General features: G+C 42.5%; 11 protein-coding genes. 10 read left to right on the forward strand and 1 reads right to left on the reverse strand.

The features are described 5' to 3' along the window. Nucleotides 1-50 precede the first annotated feature (50 nt). The 5 genes from BN8899_RS00225 to BN8899_RS00245 are packed head-to-tail and all read left to right on the forward strand — an operon-like array spanning nt 51 to nt 9,377. Nucleotides 51-3,629, forward strand: coding sequence for a SusC/RagA family TonB-linked outer membrane protein (locus BN8899_RS00225; protein ID WP_065217822.1), 3,579 nt, complete (start codon nt 51-53; stop codon nt 3,627-3,629). 60 nt (nt 3,630-3,689) lie between these two features. Beyond that, a complete protein-coding gene (locus BN8899_RS00230) occupies nt 3,690-5,156 on the forward strand; it encodes a RagB/SusD family nutrient uptake outer membrane protein (RefSeq protein ID WP_065217823.1) in 1,467 nt (488 codons plus the stop codon). Between the two features lie 31 nt (nt 5,157-5,187). Next, nucleotides 5,188-6,108: a zinc-binding metallopeptidase gene (locus BN8899_RS00235; RefSeq protein ID WP_148375193.1), complete on the forward strand. Its 921-nt coding sequence runs from the start codon at nt 5,188-5,190 to the stop codon at nt 6,106-6,108. A 38-nt stretch (nt 6,109-6,146) separates the two neighbouring features. Then, nucleotides 6,147-7,067, forward strand: coding sequence for an ABC transporter ATP-binding protein (locus BN8899_RS00240; RefSeq protein ID WP_065217825.1), 921 nt, complete (start codon nt 6,147-6,149; stop codon nt 7,065-7,067). A 6-nt stretch (nt 7,068-7,073) separates the two neighbouring features. Beyond that, nucleotides 7,074-9,377 carry a Gldg family protein gene (locus BN8899_RS00245; protein WP_065217826.1) on the forward strand — a complete coding sequence of 768 codons (2,304 nt, stop codon included), beginning with the start codon at nt 7,074-7,076 and terminating at the stop codon, nt 9,375-9,377. Nucleotides 9,378-9,466: 89 nt separating this feature from the next. On the opposite strand, the gene BN8899_RS00250 is transcribed toward BN8899_RS00245, so the two are convergent. Then, entirely contained in the window at nt 9,467-11,041 is a 1,575-nt protein-coding gene (locus BN8899_RS00250) for an ATP-binding protein (RefSeq protein ID WP_065217827.1), read from the reverse strand. A 128-nt stretch (nt 11,042-11,169) separates the two neighbouring features. On the opposite strand from BN8899_RS00250, the gene BN8899_RS00255 reads away from it, so the two are divergent. From BN8899_RS00255 to BN8899_RS20900, 5 genes are all read left to right on the forward strand, one after another. After that, nucleotides 11,170-11,709 (forward strand): RNA polymerase sigma factor, encoded by a 540-nt coding sequence (locus BN8899_RS00255; protein WP_065217828.1) that lies wholly within the window; start codon nt 11,170-11,172, stop codon nt 11,707-11,709. Between the two features lie 93 nt (nt 11,710-11,802). Further along, entirely contained in the window at nt 11,803-12,975 is a 1,173-nt protein-coding gene (locus BN8899_RS00260; RefSeq protein ID WP_082986837.1) for a FecR family protein, read from the forward strand. A gap of 143 nt (nt 12,976-13,118) precedes the next feature. After that, complete coding sequence (locus BN8899_RS00265; RefSeq protein ID WP_231932221.1) at nt 13,119-16,820, forward strand: SusC/RagA family TonB-linked outer membrane protein; 3,702 nt, start codon at nt 13,119-13,121, stop codon at nt 16,818-16,820. 13 nt (nt 16,821-16,833) lie between these two features. Continuing rightward, nucleotides 16,834-18,345 (forward strand): RagB/SusD family nutrient uptake outer membrane protein, encoded by a 1,512-nt coding sequence (locus BN8899_RS00270; protein ID WP_187376692.1) that lies wholly within the window; start codon nt 16,834-16,836, stop codon nt 18,343-18,345. Next, the gene (locus BN8899_RS20900) at nt 18,338-19,300 is read left to right on the forward strand and encodes a hypothetical protein (RefSeq protein ID WP_187376694.1); all 963 of its coding nucleotides are present in this window, start codon (nt 18,338-18,340) and stop codon (nt 19,298-19,300) included. The genes BN8899_RS00270 and BN8899_RS20900 overlap by 8 nt, the downstream gene beginning before the upstream one ends. Nucleotides 19,301-19,370 lie beyond the last annotated feature (70 nt).

The following is a 19,370-nucleotide window of genomic DNA, read 5'->3' on the forward strand; positions in this document are numbered from 1 at the left end:
CCGGTAGTCACTCCCGGGGGAGTTTTAAGTATCACTTAATTTACAAATGTATGAAAAAAAGTAATGTCTTGTGGCTTATTTTGTCAAAAAATAAGCGGCAACAATTGTGGAGAATTATGAAATTGACTTGGATTTTGTGCGTCTGTTTCGTGTGTACGTTATCCGCGAACGGGCTGGCACAGCAAAAATTGAGCATGAACTTGGGAGAAACGTCTATCAAGACGGTTTTCGAGGAGATTCGCCGGCAAACGAACAAGATTGTGATTTATAATGACGACCGTTTGACGTTGCAGCAAAAAGTGAAGGCAGATTTTAAGGATATGGAGTTATCTGCCGTGTTAGACCGAATTCTTGCCGGAAGTGGCATGACGTATCGGTTCGTGGATGATTATATCGTGATAACCCCTTTGTTGAAAATGGAAAATGACAGTGTACGAACTGTAAAAGTGAGAGGGCGAGTGTGTGACACGAAAAAGGAACCGTTGGTGGGAGTGACCGTTACCGTGAAAGGCTTGAAGATTGGGGTGGCAACAGATGTGAACGGGAAATATACATTAGTAATTCCTAACCCGCCAAAGAATTTTTCGTTGGTATATTCATTTGTCGGAATGGAAACGCGTGAAGTCGTTTACGCGGGAAATGAGGTGATAGATGTGATTTTGAAAGAGGTGTCTGAGACGATGGATGAGGTTGTTGTTACCGGTTACCAGAGAATCCGTAAAACGGATATGGTCGGTTCCACGAATACGGTTAAGCGTGAGGATATGGTTTTCGACGGGACGAACAGCATCGAGCAAATGTTGCAAGGAAAGCTTCCCGGGGTGGTGGTGATGAATACAGGGGGGATGGTTGGTACGCGTCAGAAAGTGCGCGTGCGGGGAACTTCCACCTTGTTGGGGAATCAAGAGCCGGTCTGGGTGGTTGATGGCATTATTCAAGAGGATCCGATTCCTTTTGATGCACAGGCTTTAAATGACTTGGGAGATAACTTTGATATGATTACCAATTTCGTGGGAAATAGTATCGCGTGGTTGAACCCGAATGATATCGAGGACATCACGGTATTGAAGGATGCTTCGGCTACAGTGTTGTATGGTGTGAAGGCTGCGAATGGCGTGATCGTGATTAACACGAAACGAGGTAAGAATGGGCGTTTGTCTGTTACCTATTCGGGTGGTTTGAGTGTTACGGAGAGATTGAACTACAAGAAGATGAATTTGATGAATTCGAAAGAACGTATTGATTTTTCTCGCGAGATTTATGAAAAACGTTTGTTAGGTCAAATCCCGACTACTTCCGTGGGATACGAGCGGGAGATAGAGAGATACATTAACAAAGAGATTACGTTTGACGAGTTTAATGTTGCCGTGAAAGAGCTTGAAGAAATGAACACGGACTGGATGGATATATTGTACCAAACGCAAATGAGTCATAATCATAGTCTAAGTGTATCGGGCGGTAATGATAAAGTGACTTATTATAGTTCGTTGAATTATGTGCAGAATAAAGGAGCGGCTAAAGGAAATAAATCAGAGCAACTGGCTGCTTCTTTCCGTATGGATGCCCATTTAAGTCATAAAATTCGGGCTGGTATTGGAATGAATGCCAGTTATGGAGTGACGGATGGATTTTATACCGTTGATCCTTATTCTTACGCGTTGTCCACGAGCCGGGCAATCCCGTGTTTTGATAAAGATGGAGGTTTGTTTTTTTATAATCGGGCGGACGGCTATAAGTTCAACATATTGCATGAACTTTCCGAAACGGGAAACACGAATGACAGAAGAAGTGTTAATATAAACGCGAATTTTAATTATGACATTCTTCCGGGAGTACGTTTCGAGTCGTTGGCAAGTTTCGGTTCCAATAATACGGTGGGAGAGGCGTATGCATCGGAATATAGTTATTACATTACGGCGATTCGCGGATATGAATTCGGGGAGTATTTGAAGGGTGATTCTAAATATGAACAATCGAAATTACCTCATGGAGGAGAATTAAGTACCACGGAGTCCCGGAGTACCTCGTTCACGTGGAGAAATAGTTTGACGTATGGTCAATTATTTGGAAAGCATCGTGTCGGTTGGGTTATCGGTCAGGAGAGTCGTAGCACGAAATATGACCAGGTGTCGGCGGTAACTTATGGCTATTTCCCGGATAGAGGTAAAAATGTGACTCTACCACCGCAAATGATTTCTGCAGGAATAAATCCTATTTATCAGAAGATTAAAACGAATATAGTGGATCGGACTTCTAATTTCCTGTCTTTCTATAGTAGTATGACGTACTCTTTTGATGAGCGTTACGTGTTTACGGCGAGTGTGCGTTCGGATGCCTCGAATCGTTTTGGGCAGGATAGTAAGTCAAAATTTCTCCCGGTATGGTCGTTGGGTGCGCGTTGGAACGTGCATAACGAGGTGTGGATGCAAAAACAGAAGGTGTTTAGTGAATTGAATTTACGTCTCTCTTACGGTTGGCAAGGGAATGTTGCCGAGAATTTCGGTCCGGACTTGATTGCCAAGCTCCCGACAAACGTGGTGAATAACGTTACCGGTGAGTATGAGTTGGAAATTAGTTCATTGCCTTATGCCGATTTGCGTTGGGAAAAGACAAAAACGATTAATATCGGGGCGGACATGGGATTATTTAAAAATCGAATCATGCTGTCTGTCGAGTATTATATGAAGAAGGCGGAGGATTTGATTATTTACAAGGATGTTCCGGTTTCTTACGGGATAAAGCAGATGCCGATTAACGGTGGAACGATGAAAAATGATGGTATCGAGTTGAATTTGAGCACGACATTGCTACGCATGAAGGATTTTGTTTGGAATATTTCGTTGAATACGTCTAAAAACCGGAATCGGATTAAGAGTACGCTTCTTCCCAATAATTCTTGGTTGGCGGCAGTGAGTGGAGATTTGAACAAGGCGGGTTATCCGGTTTCTGCATTCTGGGCTTTCGAGTTGCAAGGACTTGATCCGCAGAATGGTACTCCTGTATTCAATATCCCGACCAAAAATAATAACGAGGAAGGTATTGGGGTCAATGATGCCACGGAGTACATGAAATATATGGGAAAGATGGAACCGGATTTTACAGGAGGTTTGTCCATGTCGATTAGATATCGGAATTTATCGTTGAGCGGTGGTTTTACTCTGAGCCTTGGTGGAAAACGATTCCTGCATTCGTTATTCCAGAGCAAGAATTTCCCCTATTCGTTGCCGAGTGCCTATGACAATTATTCAAAAGATTTCGTGAATCGCTGGAAAAAATCCGGGGATGAAAAATCTACGAACATACCGTCCATCCCTTCCGTGGGAACGGGAAACGTGAATATCAGTTTCCCCGGAGGAAATCTTGTTAGTAACGTGTATGAGATGTTTGATTATTCTGATGCGCGGGTGGTTGATGCCTCTTTTTTCAGATGCAACAATTTAACTTTGACGTATAATTTGCCGCAGAATTTGGTGAAATACATGACATTGAAGGCTGTGTCGATATCAGGGTCGGTAAGCAATCCATTCATGATTGTAAGTAAGGATTACAAGGGGGTAGACCCTGAGGTGGCAACCGGGGGACAACCTTTGGCGAGAAATTATTCAGTACGTTTAAATATTACTTTTTAATAGCATTTGAATATGATACGAATTGGTAAAAATATATGGTATTTAATATGTCTACTCGTTATGTGTGGATGTGGTGATTTCTTGGATGAGACGAGTCAGAACGAGATGAGGCCGAGTTCGGCGGATGATTTGCAGCAATTGTTGATGGGGGAGGTTTACGTTGCCGGACATAGTGAAAACGTGTTCCACATGTACCTGGATATGATGACGGATGATGTCACTTGCGTTTATTCTAAAGACCAGATGGTGCAGCAATATTATAAGCGGTATTTGCCGGTGTATGCCTGGCAGTCTGATATGTTTGAACAATTGGAGAGTGGCGGTGTGCAAGGAGCAGATACGTACGAACATTATTATCGGGCGATAAAAGGGTGCAATGTTGTTTTGGATATGCTCGACAAAGTGACGGGAACGGAAACCCAGAAAGCCAATGTTAAAGGGCAGAGCTTGGCCATGAGGGGATATTTTTACTTCATGTTGGTGAATCTTTTCGCGAAGCCTTATAATGCGGAGGGTATTGATGTGGAAAAGGCACCCGGGGTACCTTTAATCACCTCATCGGAGGTTTCGGACGATTACCCGAAACGGGCTTCTATCGCCAAGGTATATTCACAAATCGAGAGTGATTTATTGGAAGCGTTGCCACTTTTGGAGCAATTTGGAGTGGGGAATAGCAAATTCAAGGCTTCGGATGTGTTCTGTTACAATTTGTTGTCGCGGTTATATCTTTATATGGAAAAGTGGGACGAGGCTGAGAAGTATGCTTCCTTGGGCTTGAAGAAAAAATCTTCGTTATTTGATTTGGCAAGTGCCCCGTGGCAGACTTGGGGAATGATTTACGCCCCAAATGAAAATATATACGGACGGAAAAGTGAAGAGGTGATATGGTTGGGATACGGGAATAGTTATCAGTATGATTTTGCCCAGTCTGGATTTACTTTTGTTCCCTCGACCGAGTTGGTGCAATTGTATGATTTTACGGAAAGTAACGTGAATAATCGGGGGGATTTACGTTTGCGCTATTATTATGAATACGCACGCGATTTTTTCTCCACGCCGGCTGTAATTAAGATCAAATATGGAATACGAAAAGAGTATACGGTGGAGACGAATTACCCGATTAAAGGGATGCGTGTGGCTGAACTTTATTTGAACCGGGCAGAAGCGAATATTCGTCGTTATCTTCGTGACGGAGATGAAAGTTTGAGGAAGTCAGCCTTGAATGATTTGAATACGTTGCGTTCTCATCGTTATGATACTCGTAACGAGAGTTATGATGATGTAGATTATTCAGGGGAGGCGTTGTTAACATTTTATCAAGAAGAACGTCGGCGCGAACTTGCGTTCGAGGATCATCGTTGGTTTGACTTGAGAAGATATGGAATGCCGGAGATTAGACACGAGTATCAAGCGAGTGAGACTGATGTGCCTGTTACTTACGTGCTTCCGCAAGGCGGAGATCGTTACGTGCTCCCGATTCCTCGTTCGGCTTTGGATAAGAATTTCAATTTGGAAGTAAATCCTTGATGAATAGTGGTATTAATTAATTTGGATGAAAATGGAAAAGATGAAATATAGTTTATTGATATTGTGCCTTGCTTGGGGTTTGTCAGGATGTTATCATGAAGACTCTTTACACGCTTCACCGGAAAAGGAAAACGTGTATAGCGAGTATGATTTGCCGCAGGGAGATCATGATTACGATAAGATAATCGTGGAAATGTTCGAGAAATACAATACGTTATTTCTCTATAAATATAATCCGGTAGATGTTTATTATGACAAAGATAAATATCTAAATGGAACGTATTTCCCCGAGCAAGACAGTACGGCAAGCGGACTTTTTTACGTGCCTTCAGATGAAGCGTGGGTGGGAAAACAGGTGGAATTGTTGCAGGAATTATGGTTGAAGTATTATCCCGATGCATTCTTGAAACGCTTGCCGCTAAAGGTTTTCTTGGCTGATAGTTTGTATTCGGCAAAAAGCGGATTGGGAACACCCGTGGAGCTTTTGAATATAACTTATTTGGTGCGCCGCGGCATTGATTACATTATGGTTACTTATGGTAGCAGTCGGATAGAAAAGATGACCCAGGCTGAGAAATATGAATTCAAGAGATCGCTACATCGGGTATTCTTGGATCATTTGGATTTGCCGGTAACGTCGGAATTTGCCGAGGTTAGTAACTATACGATTTTCTCGAATACGAATAATAAAAAGTATATTCACTTTTATGGTTTTCTTAACTGGGAAAATTCAACGACACCACAAGATGACTGGTTCTCGTATATCGACGCAATTGTAGATCATCCGTACGATGAGTTGATTTCTGACGGGGAGTATGGTTATTTGCACCCGAGTAAAGATACGCAAAAGAGAATACTTCAAAAGTATAATATGGTGATAGATTATTTTAAAAACAATTATCAAATTGACTTGCAAAAGATAAGCAACGATTTGTCAACTTTCGGGGAGTGAGAGTCGTTTGTGGGATGATTTTTTATATACAATAAATTATGGAGAATGCAGTTTTAAAGATCGAGAATTTATCGCATCGTTATAGTGTGCAATGGGCTGTAAAGGATATTAGTTTTGAGATTCCGGAAAGGGGAATTTTTGGTCTACTTGGTTCCAATGGAGCGGGAAAATCAACGATAATGAATATCATGTGTGGGGTGTTGAGACCTACGCAAGGGAATGTTTGGATAAAGGGAATCTCCATGACGGAGCATGCGGTGGAAGCGAAACGTTATATCGGATTTTTGCCTCAAAATCCGCCCGTGCAGACGGAATTGACCGTAAATGAATATCTTTCTTATTGCGCGGGATTGCGTGATGTGCCAAGAAGAGAGGTGCAAAAAGCGGTAGATAAGGTCATGGATCGTTGTGCGATTTCTCATTTTAAAAAGCGTGTGATAAAAAATTTGTCAGGGGGATACCGCCAACGGGTGGGGATAGCGCAAGCTATAATACACAATCCTGATTTCGTGGTGTTGGATGAACCTACCAATGGGCTTGATCCTAATCAGATTCTGGAAATTCGCCGTTTGGTGAAAGAAATCGCGGAAGAACGCACGGTGATGTTGTCGACTCACATGCTTTCGGAAGTTCAGGCATTGTGTAATGATATTCGTATGATAGAACAAGGACATGTTGTATTCGCGGGAACTGTTGATGATTTTAACAATTACATAACTCCTAATTCGGCGGTTGCGACTTTGATGGCTATGCCAACGAGGGTTGAATTGCTAAAACTTCCAGGGGTAATTAGGGTCGAAGAGTTGGGTGGTCCGCGGTATCGTTTATTTTTTGAACGTTCTTCCGATGCGATGGAACAGATCGTGGAAACATGTGTGAATCGAGGTTGGAGATTGACAGAGATTAATCTCGAGAAGAGTTCATTGAATGATATATTTGCAGAATTGTCAAAAAAATAATAGGGTATGAGGAAAATTTACGAGATTTCAAAAACGGAGTTACAGACATTGTTTTATTCACCAATTGCTTGGCTTATTATTATAATTTTTGTATTTCAAATTAGCTTGGCGTTTACCTCCGCCTTGGACATGCGTGTAACACAGATGATGTTGGGGTATCGTACTCCGATGTTGACTCAGGATTTATTTGCCAATCCGGCAGGAGGACTTCTGTTTAACGTTCAGAATTATCTTTACCTGTATATTCCCTTGTTGACAATGGGGTTGATGAGTAGAGAATTGAGTAGCGGTTCAATCAAATTGCTTTATTCGTCTCCGGTGACTAACACCCAGATTATTTTAGGGAAGTATTTCTCCATGTTGGTGTATGCTTTGATATTGATTGCTATTGTTGGTATATACGTGATTTTTGGTTGTTGCGTGATCGAAAACGTGGAATGGCGTTGGCTGTTGACCGGTATGTTGGGATTGTACTTGTTGATATGTACTTATGCTGCCATCGGACTGTTCATGTCAAGTTTGACCGCCTATCAGGTTGTTGCCGCAATAGGAACGTTGGCGATTCTTGCCGTATTAAACTATGTCAAGATGATGTGGCAGGATATTGAGTTTGTGCGGGATATTACCTATTGGTTTTCAATGTCAGGACGTTCAACTTCATTCCTGTATGGTTTTATAGGTAGCGAAGACGTGCTTTATTTTTTAATTGTAATATTGCTTTTCCTTTCATTGACGATTGTTCGTTTGCAGGCTTGTAGGCAAAAAGCTACCTGGACGACTTCCATTAGCAAGTACGTTGTGATTTTTGTCATTACGGTGGTTTTGGGATATATTACATCCCGGCCGGTCATGAAATCTTATTATGATGCCACGACAACGAAAGCCAACACGTTGACTCCTAATAGTCAAAAAGTGATAGAACAGATGGATGGGGGATTGACGATTACGACTTACGTGAATTTGTTTGACGAAGTGGGGCAATCAATAGCGTTTCCTCGTTTTGTGAATACGGATATGTCTCGTTTTAGCCATTATTTGCGTTTTAAACCGGAGATCAAGTTGAAATATGTATATTATTATGATTCTATATATCATCCGGGTTTGGAGCAGCGCTTCCCTAACATGACAACTCAAGAACGGGCCGAGCGGTTAATGGAATTGTACAAGGTGAATCGTAAATTATTCTTGAAACCGGGTGAAGTGGATAAATTAGTGGATCTTTCCGGAGAGGGTAAGAGATTTGTGCGGGAATTGGTCCGGGATAATGGAGAGCGGACGTTTCTTAGAATTTTTAATGATTTCGAGAGATTACCTTCTGAAGCGGAAATTACCGCGGCATTTAAACGAATCACGATGAAACTACCGGTCGTGGGGTTCTTGGGAGGGCATGGTGAACGCTCGATTAAAGAAGATAATAATCGCAGTTATTCCACCTTTGTGAATTACAAGTCATTTCGTCCCGCGTTGATTAATCAAGGTTTTGATGTCGAGGAGGTAACTTTGGAAAAACCTCTTCCGGCGCATATCCGGATTTTGGTGATTGCAGATCCTCTGCAAAAGTTTACCGAGGAGGAACAGCGTAACTTAGAACAATATATTGAACGTGGAGATAATTTAGTAATTGCGACAGAACCGAAAAGACGTGATATTACAAGTTCTTTGTTGGAACGTTTCGGGGTGAAGTTTGTGCCGGGAATTTTGGCAAATTCCGGAGAGTATTCAAATTTAACGCAATCCCGTCCGATGATAGGAGTGAAAGATATTTCTGAATTGTATTTGTTAGATGGATTACGTCGTTGGGGAGCTGTCGTTTCTATGCCTGATGCTGCCGGTTTGGAATATTCGACAGATAAGGGATTTCATGTAACAGAGCTTCTCGCGACGGATTCACTTTCTTGGAATGAGTTGCAGACGACTGATTTTATGAACGAGGAGCAAAAGGCTACTTTTGACAGCAATCGTGGGGAAGAACAGAGAAGGCATGTGACTGGTTTGGTCTTGACTCGCAACGTGGGCGAAAAAGAGCAAAAGATTACTATTTTGGGTGATGCGGATTGTCTTTCCAATGGAGAATTAAGTTCGGCACGAAGAGGTGTGCGAGCTTCGAATTTTACTCTTGTTCAGAGTCTATTCTTTTGGTTGTCTGATGGGGAAGTGCCGATTGATGTGCGTAGACCGGTATTTCCCGATAATAACCTGCTTATCGGAGGAGATGATATGGGATGGATTTCCGTGGTATTTCAATGGCTCTTGCCTTGTTTTGTCTTGATTTTTGCAATCGTAATTTGGTTGAGAAGGAGAGGACGTTAAATTTTTTGAATAGGGAAATTTCTTTGATTTAAGGAAAAAAGTAAGGTGTGTTGCTATCCATGTAATAAAATGAGATGGGCGACACACCTTTAAAAGTCAATAATCCATTTCCCAAGGTTACGTGTTTCTTTATTGAAAGAAACGCCTATTTTTACAAGTTGCCGCTTGTCGACCGTGTAGGGGATCAGGTATCCTTTTTCTTCAATTTGGCGGAGGGCGGCTTCTGCCGAACCGTTAAGTTTGAATTCGAAAACATATATGTAGTCATTGGTTTTGACCACGGCATCGGCTCTGCCACGGGTGCTTCGCACTTCTGCTTGGGTGTATTGCCCTAAAAGTTTGAACACGATGAAAAAGATGACCTGGTAATGGCGTTCCGTTTGGTCGTTTAACTCGTAGGGAATATTCCCGAAGAAGGAACACAGGCGGGTAAGAAAGGCTTCCACGTCGCCTTCCCGGAGTTCCCGGACGAATTTGCCGATATGGAATGCCGTGTTATTCTCGGAAACGGGCGTGTAGAACGAAGCTGCGAAATTGAGGAATCCGTATTTGACTTCTTCATTGGGGAACCCCAGTGTATAGGTTTGAAATTCTTCCTCGTACTTTTTGATCGTGAGGTAACCGCTCTGGTATACCATGGGAATGGGGTTGTTGATGTCTGCCCGGTCGTCGCTGAGTGAGGCGGCGGGAACTTCAATACTATCCAATTGGCGTAAATCGAAATCGGTTTTCTTGAGCATTTCAACGAGGAAGGTCGGGGTGCCACTGGCGAACCAATAGCTGCCGAACATTCTCTTTTGTAGTGTGTTGAGCACGCTGAACGGGTTGAACATCGGGGTGTATTCTTCCCGTGGGGTGAAGCGGTAACCGTCATACCGTCGGGCAAGTTCGTTTATGGCTTCTGCCGTGGTCATGCGGTTGTCTTGTGCCAGGCGTTCCAATTCGGGGAGAAATGTCGTTTCAATCTCCTTTTTGGTCATGCCGCACAAGGTATTGTATTCCTCGTCAAAACTGATGTCGTTCAACTGGTTAAGGTTGCTGAATATTCCCATTTGGGCGAATTTCGTTACCCCCGTGATTAGAACGAATTGCAACCACGGGTCGGCATCTTTGAGAACCGTGTAGAAAGCGGTGAGTATCTCCCGGAAATCTTGTTGTAGTTGAGGGTTGTCAAAGCTTCGTAATAAAGGTTTGTCGTATTCATCAATAAGTACGACAACACGACGCCCTGTAGTTTCAAACGCTTTTTGAATTACCGTCATGAAACGGATGGAGTAACTGGAATTAATATCCGTGATACCATAACGATTTTCCCATGCTGTCAACTGGCTCTCGAGAAGATTGATTAGTTTTTCTTTCGCATCGTATCTTTCCGCATTTAAGCTGAGATGTAGTACCGGATATTCAAACCAGTCCTGTTCTAGTTTTTCGATAGCTAACCCTTGGAATAATTCCCGTTTACCCAGGAAATACGCTTCAAGCGTGGATAACAACAAGCTTTTGCCAAAACGACGGGGACGGCTAAGGAAACAGGGATTTCCCATTTTTGCCAACCTGTAGACAAGAGCGGTTTTATCTACATACAAGAAATTTTCTTCCCGTAGTTTTTGAAAGCTCTGAATCCCGATCGGGAATTTAGGGGGTAATGTCCTTAGCGTGTCCATAGCTCCGTTTTTATGTTTGTTTTATGCAAAAGTAGTGTTTATATTTGAAATTTCGCCGGTGATTCGGGCAGAAAAGTTTGATCCTTCATTTTGGGATATTATGAGAGAATCATTACTTTTGCGATATCATGGGTGTTGTAATTAAGTCAGATAAGGAATTCGAGAAATTCTTCCGGGAGAATTTTCCAGCCGTGCAGGCGTTTATGCGGCGTTACACGGGTGACGATGAATTAGCGGCAGATTTGGCACAGGAGGCATTCATGCGGGTGTTCGAGCGGCGGGGAGAGATTGTTTCGGTGGAATTCGGGAAGGCTTTTTTATACACGGTGGCACGGCATCTATACTGGAACCATTGTAAACATCAGCGAGCGGTGGAGAATTATTTCGCGCAATTGGATGAAAATGATACGGATGATTACAATTTTTTGGAAGAGGTGACCCGGCAGGAAACCATACGGATTTTATATGCGGCAATAGAGCAATTGCCTCCCCGGACTCGTGAAATCATTCAAATGAACCTAAAAGGTATGAATAATACGGAGGTCGCCGAAGAGTTGCAAATTTCCGTGAACACGGTGAAAGATTTGAAAAAGTCGGCTTACGTAACATTAAGAGGTTTATTATCAAAAAATTATTTCCTGGTATTGACTTTCCTTTTGGGGAATTGAGTGTTAAAATCGTCTTTTTTTGAATTTTTTTTGTTGTTCTACCCACCCACTTTCGTGTTAAAGTAATCTCTAGGGTAAAATAGCAATAGATATATGGATTTATTAGAACGACGAATGAGGATTGCCCGGTTGATTGCGAAAGAACTGGCGGGAACGATCGGTGAGGGGGAACGGGAGGAATTATCCCGTTGGCTTGCGGAAGACGGGCTGCATCAAGAGGAGTACGGGCGATTGAAAATGTCGTTGGAAGCAAACGACAGGGTGTGGGAGGAACAAGCCGCGGGACGTCGGATGACGGATGCCTATTGGGAGCGAGCGAAACGACGGATCAGGAAACAACGGCGCGTCGCGTGGAGTAAGTATGCAGCGGCGATTGTACTTCCATTGGCAATAACGGCGTTTTGGCTGATGAACCGGGAAACACCGCGGGTGCAAGTACCCGTGCGGACGGCTGCCATCACTCATGGCGTCGTGAAGGCTCAATTGCAATTGGCCGATGGGCGTAAGGTGGAATTGAACGACACGACACGCTTGTGTATAAAAGAAACGGGAGGTGCCGAAATTCAAACATCGGACAAAATGGTGAAATACACGGGGCGTGATACCGTGGAGATGCCGTTGACCGGGGAGGATAGGTATAACACGTTAATCGTGCCTCGTGGCGGAGAGTTTGCTTTGGAACTGGCAGACGGTACCCGGGTTTGGTTGAATTCCGAGTCCACCTTGAAATATCCCGTTCATTTCGCGGGAAATCGGCGGGAAGTGGTGATGACAGGAGAAGGATATTTCGAGGTGGAAAAAGATGCAGGCAGGCCTTTTATTGTGGCGGTAAACGGGGTGAATGTTCGGGTCCTGGGTACGAGTTTTAATATTTCGGCGTACAATGAAAAAGTGGTTACTACCTTGGTCGAGGGAAAAGTCCAATTACAAAAGGGAATAGATAGCGTGACCTTGACGCCTGATCAACAGGGTATATGGCAGGCAGGAAAATCCGGATTTGAGGTGAAACGGGTGGAAGCCCGGAATTATTCGTTGTGGCGTGAGGGAATTTTCTGTTTTGAGGATACGGACTTGGAAACAATTTTGGATGCTATGGCTCGTTGGTATAACGTGAATATTTTTTACATGAACCCGAGTCTGAAATCTATGAAATTTTCAGTAGAAGTAAAACGTTATGAGAATATAGAACAAATATTGAGAAAAATAGAACAGACGAAGCGTGTGGAATTTGATATAAAGGATAGAAGTGTAATAGTGCGTGAATAAAAAAAAGACAGGCAACGCCCCCACGTTACCTGTCGGAATACATTCAATAATACATTCAATGTAAAATTTAGAACAAAGTTATGGAAAAAAAGTGTAACTCGAGCGGTCTTGTGAAAATAAGGCTGCGAAAAAAGTTGTTGGCTATGAAATTTTTTGTGCTTTTTTTCTTGTTATCCTTGTCAGTGTCGGCAACGACTTATTCGCAGGATGCAAGATTAACGCTTTCGATGGAAAACGTTTCTTTGACGGAAGTGTTTTCCACGATTAGGAAAAACACCTCGTTCACGTTTATTTATAACGTGGATGACGTGAGGAATTTACGGGTGAAATCCTTGAACGTGAAGGATGCCACGGTGCAACAGGTGTTGGACGAGGCGCTTCAAGGTTTGGGATTTATTTACCGGATCGAGGATAAGGTCATTGTGATCCAACCACAAGAGGTGAAAGAGGAAAAGAAATCAGTGCGAGTGAAAGGACGTGTTTCTGATGAATCGAAAGCTCCGCTTCCGGGTGTAACGATTACCGTGAAAGGGTTATCGTTAGGGACTGTCACGGATAAGGATGGTAAATTTTCCTTGAATTTACCGGAGATGGGAAAATTATCATTGGTTTTTTCTTTTATTGGGATGGAATCCCAAACCATTGCGTACACGGGGCAGGATTCAATTAATGTGGTGATGAAAGAAGATGTTGCCACGCTTGAAGAAGTGACCGTGGTGAGCGACGGTTACCGGGATATTGATCCTCGCATGACGACCAGTGCGATTACTTCTGTTCGGGCTGATGATATAGTGGTGCCGGGTATCACCACGATCGACAAGATGTTGGAAGGACGTATTCCGGGAATGACCTATATGCTGAATTCCGGGCAAGTTGGTGCGGTGCCTCGTTTGCGTATTCGAGGAACTTCTTCCGTGTTGGGTAATCAAGAACCGTTGTGGGTGGTTGATGGTATTGTGCAACGCGATCCGGTGAATGTAGATCCGCAACGTTTGAATGATCTTGATTTCGTGAATTTGTTGGGTAATGCTATTTCTGGCTTGAACCCGGAGGATATTGAGCAAATCGATGTGCTGAAAGATGCTTCGGCTACGGCAATTTATGGTACAAAGGCATCTAACGGGGTAATCGTGATTACGACCAAAAAAGGGAAACAGGGACCTCCCTCCGTGGGGTATTCTTTTGCTGCTACTTTGACTCGTCGTCCTCATTATGGGGAAAAAAGTGTGAATATGATGAATTCCATGGAGCGAGTGGCTCTCTCCCGGGAGTTGATGGAGGCTGGCGTGTTGTATCCGAGTATTGATTCGTGGGTCGGTTACGAGGCGGTAATGCGGGATTATTACAACAAGCTAATCTCGTATGAGGAAATGAAACGTTTAGTAAACAAGTACGAAACGATCAATACCGACTGGTTCGAGCTTTTGACTCGCGATGCCTTTATGCACTCTCATACGATCAATTTGTCGGGAGGATCTTCTCACTTGAAGTATTATGTTTCAGCCGGGATGCAGAATAATCAGGGAAATAATCTTGGAGAGGTAAATCGGACGTACACTACGGCAACGAATATCAACGCTACGTATGATCGTTTCACGATACGTTTCGGGTTGAACGGTAGTGTGGAAAAACGAAAATACAGACCTTCTGATGTGGGTGCCATGACGTATGCTTATCAAATCAGTCGCGCTGTTCCTGCGTATAACGAGGATGGTTCTTATGCTTATTATAATAGGTCGGTATCAGGAGGTGAAGCGAATGTTCGATTCAATATTCTGGAGGATATTGCCAATTCGTTCTATAATATAAACACGAATAAATTGTCGTTTTCGACAGCAGTCACTTATCGGATAACAGAGGATTGGAATGTGAACGGTACGTTTGCTTATAGCTTCTCAAATAGTTACCAGGATACGTATCATGGGGAAAATACTTATTTTACCAGAACCTATAAGTATCCGAATGGTGAAAGAAATGCCGCTTTGGGAGAAGCTAATTTTAAACAATCTACAACTGTACCATATGGAGGAATTCTGGATGAGGAAGATCAACAAAACACCTCTTATACCATTCGTTTACAGTCAACTTACAACAAGTATCTGGATGAGGATCGAAACCATCACATTAATGTGACGGCGGGATGGGAGCTTGCTTCGAGTCGTTATTTGGGTACGAAGAAACAAGTACGCGGTTATCTTCCTGATAGAGGGAAACAAATAGCCCAAGTGGATTTGGATGAATTCCCGAGGTTAAAGGAATGGTATCGGGATGACGAGATGGCGGTGGGAAAATACACGGATAATTTGACGAATACGGTTTCCGGTTATGCCAGTTTTTCTTACACGATGTTTAGTGATTATACCTTTAACGTGAATGCCCGTGCGGATGCTTCGAATAAATTCGGTTCAAATAGTAATGATAAGATTTTACCGATTTGGTCTGTGTCCGGGCGTTGGGATGTGAAAAACTCCTTGTTGCGGGGATTGAATTTTGTAAACGAATTTACATTACGTTCTTCATTCGGTTATCAAGGAAATATGTTGGAAACAGAGAGCCCAGAGATGATATTGAAACGTGGATCTTATTCGGCAAGATTCGGGGAATTCGTTTCCACGATGTCTAAATTTGCTAATCCTAATTTGAAATGGGAAAAAACGTCATCTTTTAATCTTTCATTGGATTTTTCTTTCTTGAAAGGGCATTTAAGTGGAGTGTTCTCTTATTTCTACCGGAAAACAACGAATGCTTTCCTTGCGAAACAAGTTTCGTATGTCGAGGGAATTAATTCTTATACGGTGAATCAGGGAACCGTGACGAATAAAGGGATTGAGTTGGCTTTGAGAGTTCGTTTGATTGATAATAATCTTGGTGCTATTTCACAAGGAAAGGCAGACGGGTTCCGTTGGGATTTTGACCCGGGTTTGGGACAAGTCGTGAATAATTTGGTTGATAAAGCCATTAATGGGAATGGAAGAAAGGACAGAACTTTGCATGACGAATATAAATACGATGATTACCTGAATGGAAACGTGCAAATTCCCGGACGTGCGTTGAATTCGTTTTATTCCTATCGCTTCAAGGGATTGGATCCCAAGGACGGACGTCCCATGTTTTATGGTGCGGAACAATATTACACGGTTGATGGACAGGAAGTATTGGATGACGGGGGAAATAAGATTTTGAATGACAAACGTTACGAGGAGATGACCCGGGAGGATGTGATCTTGGGTGAAATCATGTCTTATTCCGGGAAACGAGTGCCGGTTATTCAAGGAAATGTTTCTAATACCTTCTCGTGGAAACGGATGATTTTGTCTGTCAATTTAAGTTATAGTTTGGGTTCGAAAATACGTTTGCTCAATATGTATGAGGATGTTTCACAAGCAAACAATTCGATTGCTCCGGTTCCCTTGGAAAGTGTGCGTCGGGAATGGCTCGATCGTTGGAGGCATCCGGGGGACGAGAATTTTACGAACATTCCGGGTATTTTGAGTGGAAATGAATATGTTAGTACGATTAATAGCCAGGATATTCGTTATTGGAGAGGGAAACCTTACGAGTTTGCCGGTACGATTTGGGATATGTATAACTATGCTGATATTCGTGTGGTGCGTGGCGATTATTTGAAGTTGCAGTCATTATCATTCCGTTATAATTTGCCGGAACAAATTTGCCGGAAGATCTTTTTGAAGACGGCTTATGTCGGCTTCTCGGCAACGAACCTGTTTACTATCTGTAGTAAAAAACTGAAAGGTCAATCGCCCACGCAAAGTGGAGGATCAGGCAAGGAGATCAACATGAGTGAACGCCCGTCGTTCTCCCTTAATTTTAATGTAACATTTTAATGCGTGAATGGTTATGAAAAGAATAAGTTTATATTTAATTATCGGCTTGTTTTTGATGGCATGTTCTGATTTTTTGGAGGAATATTCCCAGGATCAGTTCCATCCTACCTGTGCTCTCGATCTGAACGAATTGTTGATCGGTAGCGGCTACTGGCAAACTATAGCTTTCGGGGGACTGGAGGCGTTGTCGGATGATGCGAGAGAATACCGTAATGGTAATTTTCAAGGTAATCCACCCTCTACTTATGGCTTTTACACTTGGGCGGAGTTCCCGTACTATGATCAAGATGATGCTATATGGAACAATTTGTATAAATCAATAGGGACGGCAAATGCTATTATAGAGAAAATAGAAGAGTACTCATCCGATTCGTTATATAATAAGGTGAAAGGGGAAGCCTATTTTATCCGGGGTGCCAGCTATTTCTTTTTGGCAAATCTCTATGCCCAACCTTATGCGAAGGAGAAGGCCTCCAGTACGTTGGGAGTTCCGTTAAAATTAGTTCATTGGGTAGTTGGGAAGGATTGGGATCGATCCCCGTTAGATGAAGTTTATGAAGTTGTTGTGTCTGATTTACAAATGGCTGCTACTTGTTTGGCTGGCGTATCGCAACCATCCGTATTTAGGGCAAACGAGAATGCGGCGTATGCTTTGTTGAGCCGGGTATATTTGTATATGGGAGAATTCGAGAATGTGATTGCTATGGCGGATAAAGTGTTGGAAAGAAATGAATACAGTGTGAGCAATCTGGCTGGAGTTTCTTCCGATAGTTGTTTTATGAATGTTGCCGCTTCTGAAATTATTTTCTCGCAAGGGGGACGTTTATGTGCTATACGCGATATTGCTAATCAAGGAACTGATGAGTTCCCGTATTGGCATACGACGTATCAAAGTTATTGTGTGATGCCTTCTAAGAATTTGAAACAGGTTTATACGCTTGAAGATTATCGTCCGGGAGTTTTTTTTCGTAAAAATGAAAACACTCGTTTCCCGGAAATACAATATCCTTGTTACAAGGAAGCGTATGATGCTTCGAAACCACTCTCCGATTACGGTACGATTCGTTTGAGCGAGGTTATTTTGAATAAAGCGGAAGCGGAAGCTCAATTGGGGCAGGAAAATGTTGCAAAAACTTTGGAAAATTTTTTGAGAGGTCGTTATGAAGAAATTCCTGTTTTGCCTGTTGCCGAACGAGATCTAGTGGAATGGGTGCGGGATGAACGGCGTCGGGAATTATGTTTCGAGGGACACCGTTGGTTTGATTTGCGACGTTATGCCGTAGATGCAAAATATCCTTTCACGAAAGAAATTTTGCATGTCGAGTATTATCAAAATGAGAATTTGTATATCGGTATGGAACCGAGAAATGTTTATCGTTTGGCTCCTTATGATGAGGACAATCGTAACTGGTGTTTGCCAATCCCTGAAAACGAAACGAAATTATCGACGTTGATGACGCAAAACGAAAGGGTCAGTACTTCTGTAATTGTATATGATAAAGAAAAACATGAGCAATATGAATAAAATATATTTTTTGATAATATGTTGTATGCTGGGAATATGTGTTGCGTGCAACTTGGAGGAAAATAATGATGTGCGTGCCACGGATCTGGATTTGGATTATTTCGTGGTATCGGATGATTACGACAATCCGGTGGATTCCTTGCGATACGAGATTTTTGAGAAATACGGGGTTCCTGTTTATTATGATGACACGATTGGCGTTTATGACCGTGGTGAGAAGGATCGAAATGGTAACCCCGTTTTGTTCTATCGTGTGATTCGTCCGCCTTATTCGATTACAGACTTTAGTTCGCGAATAACATGGACAGAAGTGGAGGATATAAGCGTGTTAATTCCGGTTTTAGAAGCGTTACTTCATCACACATTTGAGGTTGATTTCCCTATGGATTTGCTTCCGAGGTCGTTGTACCTTGTAAATACAATGCGAACATCGGAAAGTAGCGAATACTATGCTTCTATGGAAACAGGTTTAATTAATATAACCGGTAGAGGGAATGATATTGTGCAAATAGGACGCAAACTTCGAGGAGATATGGGGGGAGGTGGATTGGAGAGATATAAATCTCAAGAAATTGCTCCGTTTTATACTGTTTCTTTGAATCTGGGTAATTTGTATGCGAGGATATTGCCGAATATAAATAGGGAAGATGGAAGAGAGATATATCATCCGGGTGATGAACCTATGAAATTCGGTTTTTTGCGATATATAGAGAAAGTTTCTTATGATTTTATGTATGAGTATGCAGATCCTCAATATGAATCTTTTTGGCATCCCGAATTGGGATATCCTTTTGTGATTCTTCCCAATACACTGGAGAGATATGAGGATTTGGCAGATTTTGTAGATTTGGTTGCTAATGAATCTCGGGAGGATGTGTATGCGAAATACGCCGAATGGCCCCTTGTGATTGAAAAGTATGAGATCATATCAAAAATTTGGGATAATCTGAAATAGAGTTTGTTTTATAAATACCGTGTCCTTTTTTCGGGGGAAGTTTTTCCCCCGGACAGGAAAGGTTTGTTTG

Origin of the sequence: Butyricimonas sp. Marseille-P2440, assembly GCF_900091675.1 — a bacterium.
GTDB classification, from domain to species: domain Bacteria; phylum Bacteroidota; class Bacteroidia; order Bacteroidales; family Marinifilaceae; genus Butyricimonas; species Butyricimonas synergistica.